Annotated in this window: 14 protein-coding genes; 9 read left to right on the top strand and 5 right to left on the bottom strand. The window is 73.3% G+C overall.

Annotated elements, in window-relative coordinates; all coding sequences use genetic code 11:
- The 3 genes from AB0G52_RS34345 to AB0G52_RS34335 all read right to left on the bottom strand — a co-directional run.
- Positions 1-1,818, bottom strand: a 1,818-nt coding sequence (locus AB0G52_RS34345; RefSeq protein ID WP_361342000.1) for a beta-ketoacyl synthase N-terminal-like domain-containing protein, incomplete at its 3' end; no start/stop codon positions are given.
- A 91-nt stretch (positions 1,819-1,909) separates the two neighbouring features.
- Positions 1,910-3,130, bottom strand: a complete 1,221-nt coding sequence (locus AB0G52_RS34340) for a cytochrome P450 (RefSeq protein WP_132891824.1) — start codon at positions 3,128-3,130, stop codon at positions 1,910-1,912.
- A 184-nt stretch (positions 3,131-3,314) separates the two neighbouring features.
- On the bottom strand, positions 3,315-6,347 hold the full coding sequence (locus AB0G52_RS34335; protein WP_361341997.1) for a BTAD domain-containing putative transcriptional regulator: 3,033 nt from the start codon (positions 6,345-6,347) through the stop codon (positions 3,315-3,317).
- 439 nt (positions 6,348-6,786) lie between these two features.
- Here AB0G52_RS34335 and AB0G52_RS34330 point away from each other — a divergent pair, with 439 nt between their 5' ends.
- The 9 genes from AB0G52_RS34330 (at position 6,787) to AB0G52_RS34290 (ending at position 18,811) form a co-directional block, all read left to right on the top strand.
- Positions 6,787-9,549, top strand: a complete 2,763-nt coding sequence (locus tag AB0G52_RS34330) for a BTAD domain-containing putative transcriptional regulator (RefSeq protein ID WP_361341994.1) — start codon at positions 6,787-6,789, stop codon at positions 9,547-9,549.
- 211 nt (positions 9,550-9,760) lie between these two features.
- The gene (locus tag AB0G52_RS34325) at positions 9,761-11,014 is read left to right on the top strand and encodes a cytochrome P450 (protein ID WP_361341991.1); all 1,254 of its coding nucleotides are present in this window, start codon (positions 9,761-9,763) and stop codon (positions 11,012-11,014) included.
- A 46-nt stretch (positions 11,015-11,060) separates the two neighbouring features.
- Positions 11,061-12,620 carry a BBE domain-containing protein gene (locus tag AB0G52_RS34320; protein WP_361341988.1) on the top strand — a complete coding sequence of 520 codons (1,560 nt, stop codon included), beginning with the start codon at positions 11,061-11,063 and terminating at the stop codon, positions 12,618-12,620.
- 7 nt (positions 12,621-12,627) lie between these two features.
- Positions 12,628-13,974: a crotonyl-CoA carboxylase/reductase gene (ccrA, locus tag AB0G52_RS34315; RefSeq protein WP_361341985.1), complete on the top strand. Its 1,347-nt coding sequence runs from the start codon at positions 12,628-12,630 to the stop codon at positions 13,972-13,974.
- A 29-nt stretch (positions 13,975-14,003) separates the two neighbouring features.
- On the top strand, positions 14,004-15,032 hold the full coding sequence (locus AB0G52_RS34310; RefSeq protein WP_361341982.1) for a ketoacyl-ACP synthase III: 1,029 nt from the start codon (positions 14,004-14,006) through the stop codon (positions 15,030-15,032).
- Positions 15,029-15,904: a 3-hydroxybutyryl-CoA dehydrogenase gene (locus AB0G52_RS34305; protein WP_132891818.1), complete on the top strand. Its 876-nt coding sequence runs from the start codon at positions 15,029-15,031 to the stop codon at positions 15,902-15,904. The genes AB0G52_RS34310 and AB0G52_RS34305 overlap by 4 nt, the downstream gene beginning before the upstream one ends.
- Entirely contained in the window at positions 15,901-16,686 is a 786-nt protein-coding gene (locus AB0G52_RS34300) for an alpha/beta fold hydrolase (protein WP_132891817.1), read from the top strand. The genes AB0G52_RS34305 and AB0G52_RS34300 overlap by 4 nt, the downstream gene beginning before the upstream one ends.
- A 145-nt stretch (positions 16,687-16,831) precedes the next feature.
- On the top strand, positions 16,832-18,247 hold the full coding sequence (locus tag AB0G52_RS34295; RefSeq protein ID WP_361341978.1) for a protein kinase: 1,416 nt from the start codon (positions 16,832-16,834) through the stop codon (positions 18,245-18,247).
- A gap of 390 nt (positions 18,248-18,637) precedes the next feature.
- On the top strand, positions 18,638-18,811 hold the full coding sequence (locus AB0G52_RS34290) for a hypothetical protein (protein ID WP_361341975.1): 174 nt from the start codon (positions 18,638-18,640) through the stop codon (positions 18,809-18,811).
- 13 nt (positions 18,812-18,824) lie between these two features.
- On the opposite strand, the gene AB0G52_RS34285 is transcribed toward AB0G52_RS34290, so the two are convergent.
- Together AB0G52_RS34285 and AB0G52_RS34280 are read right to left on the bottom strand one after the other, a co-directional pair.
- The gene (locus tag AB0G52_RS34285; RefSeq protein WP_361341972.1) at positions 18,825-20,234 is read right to left on the bottom strand and encodes a M1 family metallopeptidase; all 1,410 of its coding nucleotides are present in this window, start codon (positions 20,232-20,234) and stop codon (positions 18,825-18,827) included.
- Positions 20,231-24,190 (bottom strand): Pls/PosA family non-ribosomal peptide synthetase, encoded by a 3,960-nt coding sequence (locus tag AB0G52_RS34280; protein WP_361341969.1) that lies wholly within the window; start codon positions 24,188-24,190, stop codon positions 20,231-20,233. Before AB0G52_RS34280 ends, AB0G52_RS34285 begins: the two co-directional genes overlap by 4 nt.
- Between the last annotated feature and the right edge of the window lie 118 nt (positions 24,191-24,308).

Raw genomic sequence — 24,308 nt, 5'->3', positions numbered from 1 at the left:
TTTGTCGACGTGGTGGAGCCAGGTGTCGTCGGTGGTGGTGAGGGTGTCGATGAGGGACCAGCCGGTGAGGGGGTCGAGGGCGGTGGCGCAGGTGTCGAGGGCGTCGTGGAAGTGGGGGTCGGTGTGGTAGAGGTCGCGTGCCATGCCGGCCCATTGGGAGCCCTGGCCGGGGAAGACGAAGACGGGGCCACGTCCGGAAGGAGCCGCCACCCCGGTGATCAAGTGCGGTGCGTTGACACCGTCGGCCAGGGCCCGCAGGCCCTCCAGGGCGCTCTGGTGGTCCTCGGCGACCACGACCGCCCGGTGCGGGAGCAGGGCGCGGGTGGTGGCCAGGGCGTGGGCGACGTCGGGGAGGTGCTGCTGCCCGCCCTCCAGCGCGTCGGCGAGCTGTCCGCCCAACGCCGCAAGCGCCTGCGCACTCGCCGCGGACACCACCAACGGCACCGCTCCGTCGGGGGCGACGGCCGGTTCGTCCGGTGGCGACGGCGGTGCCTCCGTCAGCACGGCGTGGGCGTTGGTACCCCCCACGCCGAACGCCGAGACGCCCGCCACCAACGGGCGGTCCGGGCAGGGCCAGGGGCCCGTCTCCGTCTGCACCCGCAGCCGCAGCCGGTCGAACGGGATCGCGGGGTTCGGCGTCCGGAAGTTGAGGCTGGCGGGCAGTTCGCGGTGATACAGGGACAGAGCCGCCTTGAGCAGGCCCACCACGCCGGCCGCGCCCTCCAGGTGCCCGATGTTGGTCTTGGCCGAGCCGACCGCGAGGGCGGCCCTCCGGCCCGGGGCCGTGCCCAGCGCCGCGCCGAGCGCGGCGGCCTCGACGGGGTCGCCGACCGGGGTGCCGGTGCCGTGCAACTCGACGTACTGGACGTCCTCGGGGCGCACACCCGCGTGAGCGAGTGCCGTCGTGACGACCTCGCGCTGGGCCTCGCCGTTCGGCACGGCCAGGCCCTCGCCGGAACCGTCATGGTTGACGGCGGTGCCGCTGAGCACGCAGTAGACGCGGTCGCCGTCGGCCAGCGCCCGGGACAGCGGCTTGAGCACGACCAGGGCGCCGCCCTCGCCGCGGACGAAACCGTTGGCACGGGCGTCGAAGGTGTGGCAGCGGCCGTCGGGGGAGAGCGCGCCGAAGCGGTCGACCTCGGTGGTGCTCTCGACGGCGAGATTGAGGTGGACGCCGCCGGCCAGGGCGAGTGCCGCCTCGCCACGCCGCAGCGCCTCGGCGGCCAGGTGGACTGCGACCAGTGAAGAGGACTGGCCGCAGTCGACCGTCAAACTGGGGCCCCGCAGCCCGAGCGAGTACGAGAGCCGGTTGGCGATCAGGCCTCGCTGGACGCCGGTGAACACATGCCGCGTGATGCCTTGTGGGCCGCCGCGGCGCAGGAGAGTGGCGTAGTCGTCGGCGATCGCGCCGACGTAGACGCCTGCGGGAGAGCCACCGAGGGAGTCGGGGGCGATACCGGCGTCCTCCAGCGCTTCCCAGCCCAGTTCGAGGGCGAGTCGCTGCTGGGGGTCGATGGCCTGGGCCTCGTGGGGCGAGATGCCGAAGAAGGCGGCGTCGAAGCCGTCGACGCGGTCCAGGTAGCCGCCGGGCCGGGGGCCGTCGGTGTCGGCGCCGGGCGCCGGGTGCCGGTGCGGTGGCGGTTCGGTGATCGCGTCGCGGCCCGCCCGCAGCAACTGCCAGAAGGCCGCGGGGTCGGCGGCGCCCGGCAGCCGGCATGCCAGGCCGATCACCGCGACCGGCTCGGCATGGGCGTCCGTGGTGGCACCGGAGGCCGAGGAACGGCCCGCGGCCGTGGACGAGTCGTGCACCGCACCCATCAAGACATCCCTTCTGTGGACCGCCGAACCCGCGAAGCCGACCGCCGCCCGACCGCCGGGGAAGGCGACGGGCACGGCGGCCGGCGGTGTGTCAGATGTCCCCGTGCGGCCGGACCGGCATCTTCTCCAGGCCGTGGGTGACCGTGCTGAGCCGCCACTTGAGTTCGCCGGGGTCGCAGGCGAGGGCCAGGTGGGGGAAACGGTCGAGGAGCCGGCCGATGGCGATCTCCGCCTCCAGCCGGGCCAGCGGCGCACCCATGCAGTAGTGGATGCCGTGCCCGAAGGTCATCTGGCCGCCGATCGGCCGGGTGATGTCGAGGAGCTCGGGGTTGTCGAAGCGTTCGGGGTCGCGGTTGGCCGCCATCAGGGACACCATGACCACCTCGCCGACCGGGATGGTGACGTCGCCGAGCACCACGGGCTCGACCGTGTACCGGAAGGTGGCCAGGTTCACCGGGCCGTCGAAGCGCAGGAACTCCTCCACCGCCTGCGGCAGCAGCGAGCGATCGGCCCGCAGCCTCTCCAGTTCACCGGGGTGGGTGAGCAGGGCGAGCACACCGTTGCCGATGAGGTTGACCGCCGTCTCGGTGCCGGCCGAGAACATCAGATAGATCGTGGCGAGCAGCTCGCCCTCGCTGAGCTTGTCGTCCTCGTCACGGGCGGCGATCAACGCGCTCAGCAGATCGTCACCGGGATGGTCGCGTTTGACCTGGATCAGCTTCACCAGGTACTCGCGCATCGCCCGGGTGGCTTCCTCGTAGCCCTCCGGTGCGAGGTCGGACAGCACCACCGCCGCGTACCGGCCGAACGCCAGCCGTTCCGCCTCCGGCACCCCGAGCAGCGTGCACAGCAGCTCCATCGGGACCGGGTAGGCGAGCGCCTCCAGGAGGTCGATCTCGTCGTGCTTGTCCATCTCGTCGAGGAGCCGGGTCGTCAGCTCCTCCAGCATGGGCCGCATGCTCTCCACCCGGCGCGGAGTGAACGCCTTGTTGACCAGGCGGCGCATCCGCGTGTGGTCCGGCGGGTCACTGGCCAGCATGTGGCCGACGAGCGCCTCGTCGTACTGCTTAGGGGCGTGCCCCTCCTTGGTGTGCTTGGCCATCAGCTCGTTGAGACCCTTGAAGTTCTTGCTCAGGGCCGGCTCTGTGAGAGCCTGCCGCACCTCCTCGTAGCGGGTCACGATCCACACCAGCGAGCCGTTCGGCAGCATCACCTTCACGGCGGGTCCGGCCTCGCGGAGCCGCTTCAGCACCTCGTGGGGGGCCTGGACGAAACTGACGTCCAGTTCCTCGGTCACCTGGGTTTCCTGCACGACTGCGCCCTCCTGGCCACGGGACCGCGTCCCTGCTCCGGGTACTACGGGTTGCTGCCGGAAGCATGGTCCGCAGCCCTTGCCGGGCACGGGCGGGCGCCTTGCGGATCCCTGACGGGGAGGCTTGCGGAATCCTGAAGGAGGACTTGCCGGGTGCTTGCGGCCACGTTCCCGGGGGCCCGCGTCACCCCGCCCCGTTCAGTTTGCGGCGCAGATCGCGGGCGTCCGGGTGGCGCAGCGCGTCCAGCAGGGCGAGCGCCTCCTGCCAGGCGCGGGTCGCCCCGGCGCGCTCACCGCGGGCCAGCCGGGTGTGCCCGATGTGGATCAGAGTGGTGGCCTCGAGGTAGCGGTCGTCCAGCTCGCGGTGGAGAGCGAGGGCCCGGTCGTAATGGTCCAGGGCCCGGTCGTGGGTGCCGAGGTGGTGGTGGGCGTAGCCGAGGCTGTCGTGCGCCGTCGCCTCGCCGGGCAGGTGCCCGGCGGCGCGGAACAGTTCGGCGGCGCGCTCGCACGGGTCCAGGGCGGCCGCGTAGTCGCCCTGGAGCAGGTACGTCCAGCCGATGTCGTTGCGGACGTCGGCCTCGCCGATGGTGTCCGCCGCCCGCCGGTACAGCTCCAGGGAGCGGTGGTAGTGGTCGAGGGCCTGGCGGTGACGGGCCGCCGCGTTGGCCCGGAAGGCGATGCACCGGTGCACTGCGGCCTGGCCCTGATGGTCCTCGGCCTCCGCGAACAGGGTCAGCGCGCGGCGCAGGTGCGTGTGGGCGTCGGTGTGCCTGCCCAGCCGCCCGTGGGCGAAGCCGAGCGCGCGGTGCGCGCGCGCCCGCGCCGTCAGGTCGCCCTGGAGTTCGGCGGTGCGCAGACAGGTGCGCTGCAACGCGATCTGCTCGGCCCAGCGGGCCCGCCGGTCCAGTGGCAGTTCGAGGGCCAGCGCCAGCTGGCGGACGTGTGCGTGCAGACCGAGTTCGGCCGCCTCCGCCACCACGGCGCTCAGGACGGGCAGCAGTCGGCGGTCCAGCCAGGCGGCGGCCTCCGCGCGGCTGCCGAGCGGCTCGGGGCTGGTGCGCGGTTGGGGCGCCGGAAGCGTCTCGGACACGTTCCGGTGCGGAGTCAGGAGCAGTGCCGCCTCCCGGGCGGTGTGCACGTAGTGGTCGAGCATCCGGCGCACCGCGAGCCGGCGCAGGTCCTCCGGATCGCGCGCGAGGCACAGCCGCAGCGCCAGTTCGTGCAGCAGCGTGTGCAGGTGGTAGGAGTCCCGCTCCGGAGCGTCGAGCAGCCGGGCCCTGACCAGGTCGTCGAGGAGTGCGCGGGCCACCTCGGGAGGCACCCCGGCCAGGCTGGCCGCGGCGGTCACGCCGATGTCCGGGCCGGTGTGCAGCGCGAGCAGCCGGAACATGCGGGCCGTGTCGGCGGCCAGTTGTCCGTACGACCACGCCAGCACCCCGCGCACGGTGTCCGCCGTGGCCGCGGCGCCCGCGGGGCCGCTGCCGTCGGTCGTGGCGCGGTGTCCCCGCAACTCGGCGGCCAGGACGGCGAGTCGGGTCTCCGGCCGGAGTGCGGCGGCGGAGCCGGCCAGGGTCAGAGCCAGCGGGACTCCGGCGCAGGACGCGGCGAGCTCGGCCACCGCCTCGGGCTCGGCGTCGGCCCGTTCGGCACCCAGCCGAAGGATTACCGTCGCACGGCTGTGCGCAGGCTCCAGCGGACCGAGTGCCAACCGGTGGGCCCCCTCGGTGGTGACCAACTCGTCCAGCGGATCCCTGCTGGTGACGAGGGCCACGGAGCCGGGGGAACGGGGCAGCAACGGCTGTACCTGGCGGGCGTCCCGGGCGTCGTCCAGGACGACCAGCACCCGGCGGCCGGCCAGTTGGGCCCGGTACAGCGCCGTGCGTGCCCGCAGTCCGGCCGGGACCCGGTGTTCGGGGGTACCGAGGGCGACCAGCAGTCTGCGCAACGCCTCCTCCGGGTCGAGCGCGGTGCCGTGCAGGGAGTGCCCTTGCAGGTCGACGAAGACCTGCCGGTCGGTCGAACGGGCCGCCGACCGGTGCCCGGCCCGCACCACGAGCGCGGTCTTTCCGATGCCGGCCGGACCCACGACGGCCACCACCGGTGCGGGCACCGGGGGCGGGGGGACGGCCACGGGGGTGGTGACACGCGCCACCGGATGTGCGGGCACCCGGTGCACACACGAGTCCGTGTCCGGCTCGTGTCCTTCGGGACCTGAGAGGACCGGCTCCGGTGCCCGGGCGGGGAGCGGGGACTCCTCGTCCGCCGGTGACAGTGCGCCGAGGAACGCGAGTTCCGTCTCCCGGCCCACGAAGTCCTCGGGCGTCGCGGGTAATCGGCCCGGGGGGACGGCGTCCCGTACCCGCGACGTGCGCTGCCCGGGCAGCGCACGCGGGACCGTGGGCCTGGGGTTCGGTCGCCGGGGGGCCGGGACGACGGCGCCCGGCAGGGGCGGGGCGGCCTGGGCTCCTCGAAGGAGCAGGTCCTCGTACGCGGAACGCAGTTCGGGCCCGGGCGCGATCCCCAGCTGCTGGTCCAGATGGGCGCGCACCGCGTGATAGGCGCGCAGCGCCTCCGCCTGCCGGCCCGATGCGGCGAGCGCCTGCACCAGCTGAGCCTGCAGCATCTCGTCCAACGGGTGCTGGACGGCGGCCGGCTGGAGCACATCCAGTACGGCGCCCGGCTCGCCCAGCCGCGCCGCGATCCCGGCGGCCTCCTTGACCGCCGCCAGGTGCTCGCCCTCCACCGCCACGAAGTACGGGTGCTGGGCGACATGCGGCAGGATCCCGGAGGCGATCGGCCCCTTGGACAGCCGCAGCGCGCGGGCCAGCAGCCTGACGCTCTCCCGCATGGCGCCCTTCGCGGCCGACGCGCGTGCCTGCCGGGTGAGTTCACGAAAGTTCAGCAGGTCGAGGCTGGCGGCGGAGGCGTCGAGGCGGTAGCTGCCGGAGACCCGCGTCAGACGAGCGGCCCGCCGGTCCGCGCTCTGGTCGCCGCTCTCCAGGAGACGGCGGATCGCGGCCGCGTGGCGGTAGACAACGTTGGCAGCGCTGTGGGGCGGTTCCTGTTCCCACAGCACGTCGATGATCGTGCCGAGGCTGGTCGGCTGCCCCGTCCGGACCAGCAACAGGGCCAGCAGCGCCTGCCGTTTGGCCGGACCGAGGTCCAGCTCCACGTTGTCCTGCCAGGCCCGCACGGGCCCCATTACGGTCAACCACACATGACAGAGGGTAAACCTATTCGAATGTGATGTGCGCATGTTCGGGCCGTACGGCCGGTTTTGCTCATTCCGTGTGGAGGGCGATGGCCGGAATGCGTCTGTCGAGGGAGCGCTCTCACGGCGCGTCACATTTTCGGCACATCTGGTGTCCTACGATCGCACACCGATGCGACCTGGTGGCGGGCTCTGGTGGGAACGCATCGCGCAAAGGCATGGTGAGCTGTGTCGATGAACTGTCGCACCCGTGGAGGGGGGAGTGAGTGGGGCTGAAATTCAGGCGGGACCGGAAACGTCGCAACGCGCGAACACGGGCGTCACAATTCGCCGTTCAGTTCGGCTCATAAGGCTTCTTTGACCCGAAAATTACCGCAGTTCACGTGTAGTACCACCACTTGGTACCCGCATTTTCCGACACTTCCCTGTGGATGTAAGGAAGGGTATGACCGAACTGTTCGAACACATGGCCAGGGGCCGGACCGGCACGGTGACGCTGACATCCGGGGCCGCCGGGGAGACGACTGCTCCGGGGCAGGGGACCACCCAGGACACCTGGGAGCTGCGTGTCTTCGGATCGCTCACCGTGTTGCACGCCGGACAGGCACTGCGCCTCGGGCCACTGCGCCACCGCGCGTTACTGGGGCTGCTGCTGGTCCGGCTGGGCACCGTGGTCGCCGTGGGGCAGCTGGTCGACGAACTCTGGGGACCGCGCCCGCCCGGTCACCCCGTCGCCACGCTCCAGACGTACGTCTCCCATCTGCGCCGTGCGCTGGCGAGAACCCGGGAGGACGGCGGCGGCCGGGCCCGGCTCAGCCATCTGTCCCCGGGCTACGTCCTCGATCTCGATCCCGAACTGGTCGACGCCTACCGGTTCGAGCGGCTCGTGGAGCACGGCCGGAACGCCCTCGCCGCCCATCACTACCACCACGCCGATCACCAGCTGTCACAGGCGCTGGGTCTCTGGCGCGGCCAGCCCTACCTCGAACTGGTCTCCTACCGCCCCATCGCCGACGAGAACGAACGCCTGGGCCAGCTGCGGCTGACGGCCCTGGAAGCCCAGGCCGACGCCTGCCTGGCGCTTGGCGACGCGGACCGGGCGGTGCGGACGCTCTACCCGGAGGTCCAGCACAACCCCTGTCACGAACGCCTGGTCGGCCATCTGATGACCGGTCTGTACCGGCTCGGCCGCCAGGCCGAGGCCCTCAGGCTCTACGAACAGACCCGCCGCCACCTCGCCGAGGAACTCGGTGTCGATCCGGGCGCGGAACTCCAGCGCGTCCACTCGGACATCCTCCACCAGCGCCTCGCACTGCCGGAGAGCCCCGCACGCCTGTCGGCGAGCACCGGTGGGGCCGCCGAGGGGAGGAGCGACGCCACGGACGCCGCGGACACCACGCGCACCACGGGCCCCGCCGAGGCCACCGCCGCCACGGCGGCCACCTCCGGCCCGACGGACTCGGCGCGACCGGCGGCGACGGCCGGCCCGCAGCCGATGAGACCGTGGGCGCCCGTTGAGCCCGGCCCGGCGGTCCCCGCCACCCCGCCGACCCCTCCCGGCCCGCCGATGCCCAGGCCCCCCAAGTCCGCCGCTCCGGCAGCCGACCCCTTACCGTCCGTCGCCGCGCCGCGGTCCGCCGTCGTACCGCCCCCGCAGCCCTCCCACCGCCCCGTCGACGAGCCGTCACCCGCCGATCCACCGGGTGGGCCGGTGGTGCGGTCGGCCGCCGCGGTCGCGCCCAGGGTGACCACCTCCCCGGCGGCGCACGCAGACCGCGCTCTCGCATCCCCCTCCGGCTCGGCCGGCCCCGCGGACGCGGTCGTACCGGTCGTGTCGGTCAGCTGGTCGGCGGGCTGGGCCGCACGCCACTCCGCCCTGCTGCGGGCCTCCCTCGCGTCCATGGCCCTGTCCGAGGACGCGAGGCACACCGCCCCCGCCCCCGCCCTCGGCACGACCGACCCCCACCGGGCGCGAGGCCTGTTCGTCGGACGGGCCCGGGGACGGGCCGTACTCCGCAGGCACCTGCTCGACGCGCTGAACGGCGGCAGCCATCTCACCGCCGTACTGGGCGAGACCGGCGTCGGCAAGACCGAACTCGTCGAGCAGGTCACCACGCACCTCACCGACCAGCTCCAGGAGGTCGTGTGGGGCTGCTGCACCGCCGGGGACGGCGCGCCCGACTACTGGGTGTGGTCGCAGGTCTTCCGCCAGCTGAAGGTGTCCCGCCCGGAGGCGTTCCGCAGGGCCGAGACCCGCTTCGGAATGCTGCTGGCCCCGTTGATGCTGGACCCTGAGGCGGGTCGGCGCACCCTGCCGGCGGAGGAGCCGCCGCCGGTGACCCGGTTCCTCATCCAGGACGCGATGTGCGAGACGCTGCTCGCGCTCACCGCCGAGGAGCCCCTGGTCGTCGTCCTGGAGGACCTGGACCAGGCCGACGGGCGCTCCCTGGAACTGCTGACCCTGCTGCGCACCCGACTGCACGGGGAGCCCCTCGCGGTCGTGGTGATCGCCGAGGACACCGGGGTGGCCGCGGACTTCCTCGACGGCGGCGTCGTGACGGACATCCTCAGCGACTCGCGCACCCGCAGCCTGCGGCTGAGCGGACTCTCCCGGGAGGAGACCGCCGAACTCCTCACGGCCCACACGAACATCCGGCTCCCGGACGACACACTCCGCGTCCTCCACGAGCGCAGCCGTGGCAACCCGTACTTCCTGCTCCAGTTCCTCGCGGGCGTCGACGACCTCGGGCCGCTGTACGACCGCGGCGCGCTGGAGTCGGCACTGGCCGACGTGCCGCTTGGCGTCCGGCAGGCGCTGGGCCGGCGCGTCGCGGCACTGCCCGAGCCGGTGCTGGACGTGCTGCGCTGCTGTTCGGCGCTGGGCAACGCCTTCGGACTCGCACTGGTCCGCGAGGTCGTGACCCCTGGCACGGACCCCGAGCCGGCCGTCGAGGCGGCCCTGCGCTGCGGATTGTTGCGACGCGAGCCCCAACCGCCGTTCCGGCTCGCGTTCCGGGACCAGCTGATCCAGGAGGTGCTGCTCAGCGAACTGACCGGCACGGAACGGGCCAGGCTGCGCGCGACCGCCGTGCACGCGGCCCTGCGGGAACCCGGCCCGCACTTCACCGCCCGCACACCGGGCCGCCGCGCACCGCGGCCGGGCCGGCCGGCCGACCCCGCGGGCGCGTCCGACCCCCATCCCGCATGAGCGGGCGGGGCCGGGACCTGCCCGGCCCCACCCACAGCGACCGGGTGCGCAGCCACGGGCAAGGAAGCCGCAAGCGATGCGACAAGGCGCCCGCAGGGTGACGATCCCATGCTCAGCAGTGCGTCGGGACCCGAAGGCCCGTCGTCGTTCCCGACGTGCCCGGCGCGCCGACCCCCGGCCCCGTGTGCCGTCTTCCGAGGAGGAGACCCTGGTGACCACCGTGGCCCGGCAGTTCGACACCGCCGACATCTCGTCCATCGAGTTCTGGTCGCAGCCACCGGCGGCCTGGGACGACACCTTCCGCGTCCTGCGCGACGAGCGACCGGTCTCCTGGCACCGGGCGCCCGAGGGCAGCCTGCTGCCCACGCCCGAGGGCGACGGGTTCTGGGCCGTGGTCCGGCACGCCGACATCGTCGCCGTGAGCAGCCGTCCCGACCTGTACATCTCCGCCAAGGGCGTGCAGTTCGAGGAACTGCCCGACGACATCCTCCAGGCCACGCAGTCCATCGTGGCCATGGACGCACCCCGTCACCCGAAGGTGCGCGGCCTGGTCACCGCCGCCTTCAGCCCGGCCCGGATGGAGCGGATGCGGGGCTCGATGGAGGCCGAGGTCCGACGTATCGTCGAGGACTTCGCGACGGCGGGCGAGTGCGACTTCGTCGCCAAGGTCTCGATGCCGATGGCGCGTTGGACGATGACCTACATGCTGGGCCTGGAGGCGGCGGAGCTGGACCGCTTCACCGAGGCGATCACCATCATGCTGTCCAGCCGGGACGAGGCCGAGAAACTCGGCCGGGACCGTGCCGACATCGTGAACGAGGTCGTCGGACTGGTTTCGGACAAGGCGGTGGAGATCGCCAAGGCGCGCCGTGCCGACCCCCAGGACGACGTGATGACGGACCTGGTGCAGGCCCGTGTCGACGGCGAGGGGCTGACCGACGCCGAGATCAGCGCCTTCTTCCTGCTGCTGATCGGCGCCGGCTTCGACACCCCGCGCCAGACCATCAGCCACGCCGGCAAGGCGCTCTCCGACTTCCCCGAGCAACGCGCCTTCCTGGCGGCCGACTTCGGCAGCCGCTCCGGTACGGCCATCGAGGAACTGCTGCGCTGGTCCACCCCCGTGCTCACGCTGCGCCGCACCGCCGCCCGGGACACCGAGCTGGGCGGGCAGCGCATCCGCGAGGGCGACAAGGTGGCCCTGTTCTACCCCTCGGGCAACCGCGACGAGCGGGTCTTCACCGATCCGCTCACCCTCGACCTGGCCCGTACCCCCAACCGGCACATCGCCTTCGGCGGCGGAGGCCCCCACCACTGCATCGGCAACGGCCTCGCCCGCATGGAACTGCGCGTCCTGCTCAAGGAGCTCCTGCGCCGGACACCGGACTTCGAGGTCGGCGAGCCGGTCCGGGTGACCAGCAACTTCGTCAGCGCCATCACCCAGATGCCGGCGGTGGCACGTGTCTGACCTGGACCGCAGACAACTACTCGGATACGCCATCGCGGGAGCCACCGTGGCAGGAACCAGCGCCGGCCCCGCCCGGGCGGCGGACGGCGGCGCACCGGCGCCGATCGTGGTCACTCCGGGCGAGGGCCGCTACGACGACATGACCAGCGGCTACAACAAGCGCTGGATCGGCACTCCGGACCAGATCCGGGTCATCCGCTCCACGGCCGAGGCGGTGACCGCCGTCCAGGAACTGGTGGACGCCGGCAAGCGCTTCTCGGTCCGCAGCGGCGGCGGCTGCTTCGAGAACTTCGTCTACAACCCGGAGATCGAGGTCGTCCTCGACCTGTCCACCCTCGACGAGGTGTCGTACGACGAAAGGCGCCGCGCCTTCGCCGTGCAGCCCGGCGCGATCCTCCTCAACGTCTACGACACCCTGCTGCACAAGTGGGGCGTCACCCTGCCCGCCGGACTGTGCTACTCGGTCGGCATGGGCGGCCACGCCTGCGGCGGGGGCTACGGGTTGATGTCCCGTCAGCTGGGACTCGTCGTCGACCACCTGTACGCCGTGGAGGTCGTCGTCGTGGACGCGGACGGCAAGGCCCGCGCCGTAGTCGCCACCGCCGAGCCCGACGACCCGAACCACGACCTGTGGTGGGCGCACACCGGTGGCGGCGGCGGCAACTTCGGAGTGGTGACGCGGTACTGGTTCCGCAGCCCGGGCGCCACCGGCGACGACCCGCGCACCCTGCTGCCGCAACCCCCCTCGCACGTCCTGCTGAACATCGCGGCCATTCCGTGGAGCGCCGTCGACGAGGCCGACTTCGGCCGGCTGCTGCGCAACTTCATCGGCTGGCTGGGCGACCACAGCACCCCCGGCGCCCCGGAGAACGCGTTGTCCAGCCTGTTCGGCCTCAACCAGGTGGCGGCCGGCGTCCTCACCCTGATCACCCAGGTCGACGCGACCGTGGCCGGCGCCGAGGACATCCTGGCCGACCACCTCGCCGCGATCGGCGAGGGCACCGCCGAAGGCATCCGCAAGGCCCTCGTCGCCGCTCCCACCAAGGCCACCTGGGGACAGGCCACCCGGTTCATCTCCACGTCCAACTACGCGGCCCCCGCGGTCCGGGTCAAGGCCAAGTCCGCCTATCTCAAGGGCAACTTCACCACCGAGCAGGCAGCGACCATCCACCGCTACCTGACCTCGGCGGACTACAGCAACCCGGGCGCCTCCCTGATCATCTTCCCGTACGGCGGGCAGATCGCCGCGGTCGCCCCGGACGCCACCGCGATCCCGCAGCGCGACTCGCTGGTCAAGATGCAGTACCAGGCCTGGTGGACCGACCCGGCCCAGGACGACAGGCACCTGGCCTGGGTACGCGGCATGTACAAGGAGGTCTACGCCACGACCGGCGGGGTGCCGGTGCCCGACGGCACCTGGGACGGCTGCTACATCAACTACGTCGACGCCGACATGGCCGACCCCGCCCACAACACCTCCGGCGTGCCCTGGTCGACCTTCTACTACAAGGACAACTACCCGAGGCTCCGGCGGATCAAGGCCCGGTGGGACCCGCACAACGTCTTCCACCACGCGCTGTCCGTCGAACCGCCCACCGGCGATTGAGGTATCCATGTCCCTGACCGACGCCGTGCTGTCCGGAGCCACCCCGGACCAACTCGCCGCCGCCCCGGTCCCCGCCCGCTTCACCGCCGCCCACCTGCGCGTCGAGGACGAGGACCTCTTCGCCGACGCGGCGGACAAGGACGTGCGCCGCACCTTGCACGTCGGCGAGGTCCCGATGCCCGAACTCGCCCCGGACGAGGTGCTGGTCGCCGTGATGGCCAGCTCCGTCAACTACAACACCGTGTGGTCGGCGAAGTTCGAACCACTCTCCACCTTCCGCTTCCTGCGCTCCTACGCCCGCCAGGGCGGCTGGGCCGCCCGGCACGACCAGCCCTTCCACGTCCTCGGCTCCGACGCCTCCGGCGTGGTGGTACGGGTCGGCACGGGCGTACGGCGCTGGCGGATCGGCGACCACGTCATCGTCAGCCCCGCCCACGTCGACGACCAGGAACCGGCCACCCAGACCGACGGCATGCTCAGCGAGGCCCAGCTCGCCTGGGGATTCGAGACCAACTACGGCGGCCTCGCCCAGTACGCCGTCGCCCGCGCCAGCCAACTCGTGCCCAAACCGCCGCACCTGAGCTGGGAGGAGGCCGCCAGCATCCCGGTCTGCGGCGGCACCGCCTACCGCATGCTGGTCAGCGACCGCGGCGCCCGGATGAAGCAGGGTGACATCGTGCTGATCTGGGGCGCCTCCGGCGGCCTCGGCGCCTACGCGGCCCAACTGGTGCGCAACGGCGGCGGAATCGCCGTAGGAGTGGTGGGCTCCGAGGCCAAGGAGGCCATCGCCCGCAAACTCGGCTGCCAAGTGGTGATCAACCGCGAGGAGATCGGCATCGGTGACGACTCCGGCGAGGACGCCGAACTCGCCGTCAAGGCCGGCAAGCGGCTCGGCGCGATCATCCGCCGAGAGGTCGGGGAGGACCCGCACATCGCCTTCGAGCACGTCGGCCGCGCCACGTTCGGGATCTCCGTGTTCGTCGTACGGCGCGGCGGAGCGGTCGTCACCTGCGGTTCCAGCACGGGCTACCAGCACACCTTCGACAACCGCTACCTGTGGATGAAACTCAAGCGCATCATCGGCAGCCACATCGCCAACCTCCAGGAGATGACGGAGTGCGCCCGCCTGTTCACGCAGGGCCGCGTCGCACCGGTGGTCTCGACGGTGTATCCGCTGGCCGAGGTCGCCGAGGCGACCCGGCTCGTACAGCTCAACCAGCACATCGGCAAGGTCGGCGTCCTCTGCCTCGCCCCCGCGCCCGGCCTCGGCGTCACCGCGCCCGAACTGCGCGCCCGCATCGGCGAGGAACACCTCGCCCCGCTGCGCGAGTTCACCGCCGCCGCCACGGGCTGACCCCGCAGACCGACCCGAAGGGAACGCACATGACAGCGGACACCCCGTCCGGCGCCATAGGCATCCTCGCGACCGGCTCCTACCTGCCCGCACGGGTGGTCACCAACGCCGACATCGTCCGCATGGTGCCCGGCACCAGCGAGGAGTGGATCGAACGCAAGACGAAGATCGTCTCGCGTCGTTACGCCGCCCCCGACGAGGCGGCCTCCGACCTCGCCGTGCACGCCGCCCGCACCGCACTCGACGCCGCCGGTCTCGACGCGGCCGACGTCGACTACCTCATCGTCTCCACCACCACCGGCGACGCCCCCATCCCGGCCACCGCCACCCTCGTCCAGCACGCGCTCGGCGCCCACCGAGCGGGCTGCTTCGACGTCAACATCGCCTGCTCCGGCTTCGTCACCGCGCTGGCGCTGGCCCGCGCCCTGATCGCACTGCGGCCGGCCGCGCGGGCCCTCGTCGTCGGCACCGACGTCTACTCCCGGTTCATCGACTTCGACGACCGGGCCACCAGCGTCCTCTTCGGGGACGGCGCCGGAGCCGCCGTGGTCGCCGCCGTCGACGACGGCTCCGGCTTCCTGGACCTCGACATGGTCGGGGGCGGCGCCGCCCACGAACTGATCGAGATCCCCGCAGGCGGCAGCCGCCTTCCCGCCTCCGCCGCCACCCTCGCCGACCGCGGCCACGTCCTGCGCATGCGCGGCCGGGAGGTCCGCGACTACGTCATGGACCACGTCCCCGGTGTCATCGACGCCCTGCTGGAACGCTGTGACCACAAGGCGGCCGACGTCGACCACTTCGTGCCCCACCAGGCCAACGGCATGATGGTCGGCGAACTCGTCGACGCCTGCGGACTGACCGGCGCCGCCACCCATCTGCCACTGGACCACAGCGGCAACACCGGCAGCGCCTCCATCGCCATCGCCCTCGACGAGGCCAACCGCTCCGGCGCCCTGCGCCCCGGCGATCTCGTGCTGCTCGCCGGGTTCGGCGCCGGCATGGCGGTCGCCGCCGGGCTGTTGCGCTGGTCGGCGTCCACCACCGGGAGCGCGGCATGAGCGCCCGCCGGATCGGCGTCGTCGGCTGCGGCACCATGGGTGCCGGGATCACCGCCGAGTGCCTGCGCGCCGGCCTCGACGTACAGGTCCTCGCCACCGGTCGGGCCTCCGCCGACCGCGCCCGCACCCGCGTCCTCGGCCTGCTCGACCGGGCCCACGCGAAGGGCCGTATCGACGCCGGACAGCGGGCCGAAGCCGAACGCCGGGTGGCCTTCGGCACCGACCCGGACGCCCTCGCCGACCGGCACGCCGTCGTCGAAGCGGTGCCCGAGGACCGGGAGACCAAGCTGCGGCTGTTCACGATCCTCGCGAAGACCGTCGAGGACCCGGCGGCGGTGCTCGCCTCCACCACCTCGTCACTGTCCATCGCCGACCTCGCCGAAGCCACCGACCGGCCCGGCGCCGTGATCGGTCTGCACTTCTTCAACCCCGTCCCGACCATGCCGCTGGTCGAGGTGATCCGGTCCCCGCACACCACCGACACCACCGCCGAGCGCGCGGAGGCACTGGTCACCGAGTCCCTCGGCAAGCAGATCGTGCGTGCTGAGGACCGCTGCGGCTTCGTCGTCAACGCGCTCCTCATCCCCTACCTGATGGCCGCCGTCCGCATGTGCGAGGCGGGCATCGCCACGGCCGAGGACATCGACCGCGGCATGACCCTGGGCTGTGGCCACCCCATGGGACCCCTCGCCGTCCTGGACCTGATCGGCCTCGACGTCATCGCCGACGTGGCCCGCAGCATGACGGACGGCACGGGGGACACCCGGCACGCCGTACCACCCCTGCTGGACCGGCTGATCACCGAGGGCCGCCTCGGCCGCAAGACAGGCCACGGCTTCCACCGGTACGAGACCCGGCGAGCCGCCTCATGAGCACGGCCACCGACGGCGACCCGTCCGGCACCAGCCTGTGGATCCGCGGCTTCCGGCGCCGCCCCGACGCCCCCGTCCGCCTGGTCTGCCTCCCGCACGCGGGCGGTTCCGCCACCTTCTTCGCGGCGCTGCCCGAACTGCTGGGCGACGACCTGGACATGCTCGCCGTCCAGTACCCGGGCCGCCAGGACCGCCGCCACGAACCCTTTCCACCGAGCCTGGACGCCCTGTCCGAGCAGGTGGTGGCAGCGCTGCTGCCCTTTGCCGACCGGCCCCTCGCCGTCTTCGGGCACAGCCTCGGCGCCGCACTCGGCCACGAGGTGGCCCGCGGCCTCCAGCGGGCCGGCCGGCCGCCGGCCGCCCTGTTCGCCTCCGGCCGCCGGGCCCCCTCCCGGCACCGGCCCGAACAGGCCCACCTCCTCGACGACGAGGCACTGCTGCGCGAGGTGCGCGCGCTGAGCGGCACCGATTCCCGGGTCTTCGCCGACGAGGAGCTCGTGCGGATGGTGCTGCCGGCCATCCGCGCCGACTACCGCATCGTGGAGAACCACCGCTCGGCCCCGGGTCCCCTTCTCGACTGCCCGATCACCGTCCTCACCGGCGACGCCGACCCGAAGGTCACCGCGGACGAGGCCCGGGCCTGGCAGCACCACACCTCGTCCTCCTGCGACGTGGTCACCTTTCCGGGCGGCCACTTCTACCTCACCGCGCACGCGGCCGACGTGGCCAGGACGATCACCGCCGCCCTGACCGCCGGCCGGTCACTGCCCACCGGGCCCTGACGGCTCCGCCAACCGCCCTCCCGCGGACGGGCGCGGTGAAAATGCTTGTCGTTGTGCAAGCAGCCGGTGACGGGGTACCTGCGTCACACGGCCCGCAGTCAGCGGGCGTCCGGCGGGTGCCGGTGCGCGGAATGGGGCGATCGAGGTGACAGTGGCCGAGGTACGGAATCCCCGGGCCGAGCGGGGCTCCGCCAGGGTTCTGGGAGGCCGTTACCGGCTGGACGCGCTGATCGGCTCGGGCGGATCCGCGAACGTCCATCGCGGACTGGACCTTCGGCTGCACCGGGCGGTGGCGGTGAAGGTCTTCCGCGCCGGTACCGGCTTCGACACCGAGGAGGACTTCCGCAGCGAGGCGATGATCCTGGCCCGGCTGCAACATCAGGGACTGGTGACCGCCTACGACGCCGGATCCCAGGACGGCGAGGCCTTCCTCGTCATGCAGCTGATCGACGGTCCCACCCTGAAAACCCGAATAGCCGAGGGCCCCCTCCCGTGGGAGACCACCGCCGCGCTCGGGGCGCACCTGGCCGACGCGCTGGCGCACGCCCACGAGAAGGAGATCGTCCACCGGGACGTCAAACCGTCCAACATCATCCTCGACGCCTCCGGCCGGCCCCATCTGACGGACTTCGGGATCTCCCGCCTGCTGGACGCCACCACCCGCACCGCCACCGCCACCCTGATCGGCACGGCGGCCTATCTGTCCCCCGAACAGGTGCTGGGGCAACGCGTCGGCCGTCCCGCCGATGTCTACGCGCTCGGCCTCGTCCTCCTCGAATGCCTCACCGGCCGTCTCGAATACGACGGCGGCCCCCTGGAGTCCGCGATAGCGCGCCTGCACCGTCGGCCGGTGCTGCCCGACTTCCTGCCCGAGGCCTTCGCCGCCCTGCTGCGCGACATGACCGCCCTGGACCAACAGACCCGGCCCTCGGCACGCGACTGCGCCCAAGTCCTCACCCGTCTCGCCGCGGACGCGACTCTGGCCGCATCCGCTCCGCGGCCCGCGCCCGGCATTGTGCCGCGGCCGGCCGCGGACCACACCGACCGCACCCACCGCAGCCTGTCACCCGCCGCGGGAGCATCCCCCACCCCCGGCGTCCCGGAAGGCCCGCCCCGGCTGTCCTCCCGGCCCCTGTCCGCCCGTGGCCGCCTGCGCGCACGCGGGTCGGCGGCCGCCCTGGCCGCCCTGGCCGCCGTCGGCCTCGTCGTCGGTGACGGATTCTCACACCGCGCCGCCTCCAACGAAGCGGCCCCGTCGGTCACCGATCCCGCCACCCCGTCCGCGTCCCACGACAGCGCCGCCCACCACGACGGGGCGACGCGGCTCTCCCGCAGCCCTTCCCCCGCCGCCCGCCCGGCGGACAACTCGGCCCGGATCCCCGGCACGCGCCCACCCTCCGACTCCGCAGGGCCCGCCACCCGTGCGGCCGCCCCTCCTCCTCACGCCGCCGAACAGACCACGGCCGACACGGTCGCCAAGGGCAAGGGGGCCGCACACGGTGAACCACCGGGTCAGACGCGGAAGAACCACCATGGCAGGAACGCGGCGCATGCCAGGTGAAGGAGTCCCCCGTACCGGCGGCAGCTGCCCGACCACGGTCGGCGGCGACGCCGTGCCGCCGGTCGACGTCGTCGCGCCCTACGGGCTGACCGCCGCGATGGAGCGGCCCGGCAGGCTGGCCCACCTCGGGTACCGACCAGGATGGGCGGTCCCGGCGCTCCCGACGGCCTTCGCGAGGGCCAGCTCACCCAGGTCTGGCCGTCCACACCGGAAGCGCCGTCGCACCTCGCTGACGTACCGGCGGGGACAGCCGCCGCCACCCGGCCGGCCCCACGTCGCGTCCCGCCTGGCGGAACCGGACGATGCCGACGCAACAGGCCCCCTAGACTCGGCCCTCGCCTGCGGCCTGGAGGCCGAGCGGGTGTCGTCAGCAGGAAAGGGACCAGTACGGTGAGTGCAGCGGCACAGAGCGACGCTCCGATCTACGAACGGCTCATACGGGAACGGGGTGATGTGGCCGCCGACGCGCGCAGGACGGCAGAGGCGACCTGGCGGGAGGTCAGCCGGGCCATGGACTTCCGCCTTCCGTACGCGAGCGCCCCGCGGGACGCCAGGCCCCGTTGACCGTCCACACGTGTCAGGCCGCGGTGGGCGGCAGGGGCGGGAGACGGGTGTCGTAGAGCCAGGCGCGCAGCAGTGGTTCCGCCGCCGCGGGCAGGGAGCGTCCGGCGTGGGCGACGAAGGCCGCGGTGTCCGCGCTGCCACCGCGGTGGGCGTGGTGCCAGCCGCGCAGCATCGAGAAGAACCGCTCGTCGCCCGCTGTCAGGCGCAGCGCGTGCAGGGCGCACGCGCCGCGGTTGTAGACGCGGTCGTCGAACATGCGGTCCGGTCCGGGGTCGGCGATCCGCAGGCCGTCGGGTCTCCTGGCCATGGCGTGCCAGGCCGCCCTGGCGAGGGCGTCGGCGGAGTCCTCGCCGATGTGCTCCGACCACAGCCACTCCCCGTAGGTGGCGAAGCCCTCGTTGAGCCAGATGTCCCGCCAGTCCCGCAGACTCACGCTGTTCCCGAACCACTGGTGGACGAGTTCGTGGGCGACGAGCGTCTCCCACGTCCGGTCGCCGTCGACGTGGTTGCGGCCGAAGACGGACGCCGTCTGGTTCTCCACGGGCTCGTCCAGGTCGGCGTCCACCACGACCGCGCCGTACGTCTCGAAGGGATACGGGCCGAACCAGCCGGTGAAGGTTTCCATCATCTCGGGCTGCCGGGCCAGGTCGTACCCGGCCCGCCCGGCGATGCGGGCCGGGTACGCGTCGCGGCCGGTGATGGGGCGGCCGGTCGCGGTGTCACGGGCCTGCCAGGTCCGGAGGGCGAAGCGGCCGGTGTACAGCGCGGCCAGATAGGGGGCCATGGGACCGGGGTGGTGGTACGTCCAGCACTCGGTCGGGCCCGTGGCGGCGCGTTCCACGAGCGTGCCGTTGGCGATCACCTGGTGGCCGCGCGGCACGGTCACCCGGAAGGTGAACTCGGCCTTGTCGTCCGGCCGGTCGTTGCACGGGAACCACGAGGCGGCGCCGAGCGGCTGCGCGGCCACCAGTGTGCCGTCGTGCGGGTCGCCGGTGCGGTCCCAGCCGATGAGGCCGAACGGGGTGCGCACCGGGCCCGGCCGGCCGCCGTAGCCGATCTCCAGGGCGAACGGGGTGCCCGCCCTGACCGGCCCCGGCGTGGGCAGGACCAGCTTGCGCCCCTCGCGGTACGGCCGCGTGGCGATCCCGTCGACCAGGGCGTCGTGCACGGTCAGCCCCGCGAGGTCGAGACGGACCTGCCGCAGCGTCCGCTCGGCCACCGCGCGGATGTGCGCCCGGCCGTCCAGCGTGGCGGCGGCCGGGTCGTACGTCAGGCGCAGGTCGTAGGCGAGCGTGCGGTGGTCGTGGGTGCCGTGGTTCGCGAAGTAGCGCTCGGCACCGCGCGGCAGGCTGTCCGTCGCGGTCACCGCCAGGGGAGCGAGCGCCGCGCCGCGCAGCAGCGCACGACGGCTGCACCCCGTCATGCCGCCTCTCCTTCCTCGCCGAGGCTGTCCCTGGTGCCGGTCGCGGGGACACCGGCGATGGGGTTGCCCGCCCAGCGCGTACCGTCGGGCACCGTCTCACCGCGCATCACGAGGGAGGCCGCGCCGACGGACGCGCCGGCACCGATCGTGGTGCCGGGCAGGGCGATGCTGTGCGGGCCGAGCGAGGCCCCGGCGCCCAGGCGCACGGCGTCCATCCGCATGATCCGGTCGTGGAACAGATGGGTCTGCAGGACGCAGCCGCGGTTGACGCTGACCCCGTCGCCGAGGCTGACGAGATCGGTCTCCGGCAGCCAGTACGTCTCGCACCACACCCCGCGGCCGACTCGCGCGCCCAGCGTGCGCAGCCACCAGTTCAGTGCGGGCGTGCCGAGGTGCGCACCCGCCCCCCAGGGTACGGCCAGCGTCTCCACGAACGTGTCGAACAATTCGTTGCGCCACACGAACGACGACCACAGCGGCCGCTCGACAGGCCGGAAGCGCCCCACGAGCAGCCACTTGGCGCCGGTCGTCACGAGGCAGGCCACGACCGCCCCGGCAAGGAGCAGGGGAGCGCCCACCAGGGCGGCCAGGACGAGCCCGCCGCGGTCCAGGGCTTCCTGCCCACCGAGGAACAGGCACTCCGCCAGGAGCGTGCTCAGGATCATCGGCAGCAGCCGGCACAGCTCCACGGCCGCGCGGGCCGCCACCAGCCGCCGGGGCGGGGCGAACGTCCGCGCCGGGTCGGTGCTGTCGGGTACGCGCGGCAGCGGCATCACCGGCCGGCCGATCCAGGACATGCCCGGCCCGCCGCCGGCCGGCGCGTCGGACAGCACCCCCACCAGTGCCCGGTCGGGGACGTCGCGGCCGGGCGCGACGATGCCGGAGTTCCCCACGAACGCCCGTGCCCCGATGCGCACGCTTCCCAACCGGAGCCATCCGTCGCGCAGTTCGAACGGCGCGACGAGTGTGTCGTCGGCCAGGAAGGCCCCGTCGTCCACGCGCAGCAGGGACGGCAGCGGCAGCACGGTGGAGATCTCGGTGCCGTGGCCGACGCGTGCGCCGAGCAGCCGCAGCCAGTACGGCGTGGCCAGACTCGCGTAGAGGGGGAACAGGCTGCCGCGGGCACCGTCGAGCAGCCGGGTCACCAGCCACGCCCGCCAGGCCACGCCCCCGTCCGCGCGGTAGAGACCGGGCCTGATCGAGCGGCTCAGCAGACGCACGGTGACCGCGGTGACCAGCATCCCGCACACCGTGGTCAGGACCGTGAACAGCGGCGCGGCGGCGAGCAGATGCCCGGCCGCGTCCGGCAGCGTCGGCGTGTCGCGGACCAGCAGCCAGGCGACGAACAGCGCCGGGGCCGCCGCGAGCAGCGACAGCAGCGGCAGCAGGCCGAGGGAGAGCGCGTAGGCCGCCTGCCAGGAGCGCGAGCGGCCCACGGGCCGCGCGGGCCGGCCGGCGTCCGCGAGGCGCCGCGCGGGCCCGGCCGGCCGGGCCGGGGAACCGGTCCATACCTGGCCGTCGGGGATCCGGCCGTCGAGGCAGCCGCCCGCGGCGAGTTCGGCGCCGCGTCCCACCACGGCGCCCGGCAGCAGTGTGCTGCGGTGGCCCACCCGGGCGCCCGCGCCGACGGTGACGGTGCCGATGTGCAGCGTGTCGCCGTCCAGCCACCACCCCGCGATGTCCGCCCCGGGCTCGACGCTGCATCCGTCGCCCAGGTCGGCCAGGCCCGTCACCGGGGGCACGGCGTGCAGCTGTACGTCGCGACCGGTACGGCAGCCGAGGATCCGGGCGTACAGGACGGCCCACGGCGTGCCGAGCAGGGCGGGCACACCGAACGCGGCCACCGCCCGTTCCGCGGTCCACAGCCGCAGGTGGACCCGCCCGCCGCGCGGATGTTCTCCGGGGGTGATCGAGCCGGCCAGCGCCCGGGCGAGACCCGCGCCGATCAGGCAGCGCAGCGGCGCACTGAACAGCACCGCCCAGCCCACCAGGACCAGCCACCACGGCGTGTGCGGGGCCCAGCGGTGCGGGGCGACCCAGCCGAGCACGTTGTCCGCCCCCGCCAGGCCGACCAGGCCGCGCAGCGCGGTGATCCCGTAACCGGCCTGGGTGACGACGAACTGGACGACAGCGGTCCGCCGGGGTACCGGCCGGACGGGGCGTACCTCGCGCAGGGACCCGGCGAGCGAGTCGAGATGGTCGGCCATGTTCCGCAGCACCGGATGCCGGTAGAGGTCGGCGACGGACAGGCCCGGATGGTCCTCGCGCAGCATCGAGGCCATCCGGGCGGCGGTCAGGCTGCTGCCGCCGAGTTCCACGAAATGGCTGTCGGGGCCGGGGCGCAGGCCCAGCAGCTGCTCCCAGACGTCCGCCAGCCGTGCGGCCGTGCCGTGCAGCGGGTGGACGGTGTCACCGCGGTCGGCGTCGGCCAGGGCCACCGGCCAGGGCAGCGCGTCGCGGTCGACCTTGCCGGACGCACGCGTGGGCAGCGCAGGCACCTCGGCCAGGACCGGTACGAGGGGTGCGGGCAGCCGTTCGGTCAGCAGCGCCCTGGCCTTGGCGGCCTCGAAGGCGGAGCCGCCGTCGGGGGCCCGCTGGGGGAGGACGTAACCGACCAGCACCTGGGCACCGGCCGCCGTCGACCGCACGGCAGCGGCCGCCCCGTGCACGCCCGGCAGGGCGAGGAGGGCCGCGTCGATCTCGCCGAGTTCGACGCGGCGGCCGCCGAGCTTGATCTGGTCGTCGATGCGCCCGAGGAAGACCAGTCCCTCGGCGTCGGCGCGCACGAGGTCGCCGGAGCGGTAGGCGCGTGGCGCGTCCAGCGCCGGGCAGGCCCGGAACCGTTCCGCGTCCTTGACGGGGTCGAGGTAGCGCCCGGTTCCGGCGCCGGCGATGACCAGTTCGCCCTGCTCGCCGTGGGCCACCGGTTGCCCGGCCTCGTCGACCACCGCCAACTCCCAGCCGGCCAGCGGCAGTCCGATGCGTACGGGCTGTCCGGGTACCAGCGGGGCGGCGCAGGCGACGACGGTGGTCTCCGTGGGACCGTAGGTGTTCCACATCTCCCGTCCGGGGCCGGCGAACCGTTCGACCAGGCCGGGAGGGCACGCCTCGCCGCCGAGGATCAGCAACCGCACCTGGGCCAGGGCCTCCTGGGGCCACATGGCCAGCAGGGTGGGGACGGTGGAGACGACGGTGATCCCCCGCCTCGCCAGCCAGGGACCCAGCTCGTGACCGGCCCTGACGAGGGCGCGTTCGGCCGGCACCAGGCAGGCGCCGGAACGCCATGCCAGCCACATCTCCTCGCAGGAGGCGTCGAAGGCGACGGACAGTCCCGCAAGCACCCGGTCGCCGGGCCCGAGCGGACGGTCCCGCAGGAACAACGCCGCCTCGGCGTCCACGAAGGCGGCGGCGGAACAATGGGTGACGGCCACGCCCTTCGGCGCGCCGGTCGAGCCGGACGTGAAGATGATCCACGCGTCGTCGCCGGGAGCGGGCGCCGTACCGGCCACCGCACCGGACGGCGGCACGAGGCCGGCGGGCGCCGGGTGCGGCCCCATGACGTGGCACACGCCGGCCTCCCGGAACACCGTGGCGGCGCGCTCCTCGGGATCGTCGGCGTCGACCGGGACGTAGGCCGCGCCGCAGCACAGTACGGCGAGGATCGACAGGTACAGTTCGGCGCCGCCCGACGGCACCCGGATGCCGACCCGGTCGCCGGGGCCGATTCCCCGGTCGGTGAGGTGCCGACCGCGACGCTGGATCTCGGCACACAGTTCGAGGTACGACAGCACCTCGGCGCCGGTGTCGAGGGCGGGCGCGTCCGGGTGCCGGGCGGCCGTGGCCCGCAGGACGTCGACGAGGGTTCGGGGTGACGCGGCCGGGGAGGAGCGGAAGAGGGCCCGGTCACCAGGGGGTTCCGGGGACGGCGCCGGGGTATCGAGTGCGGTCGATGTCAAGGTCGTGCCTCTTGCTTCCTGTACAGCGGGCTGCAAGCCCATTACAGGCTGTCAGAGGGCTGTGCGCGGCGCGGCGTTCGCCAACTCCGGGCAATTGATTACGTGCTTTTTCATGGGC

It is taken from the genome of Streptomyces sp. NPDC021562 (assembly GCF_040640875.1).
Lineage (GTDB): Bacteria > Actinomycetota > Actinomycetes > Streptomycetales > Streptomycetaceae > Streptomyces.
Note: the sequence above shows the minus strand (reverse complement) of the source record. Positions and strands in the feature narration are given on the sequence as shown.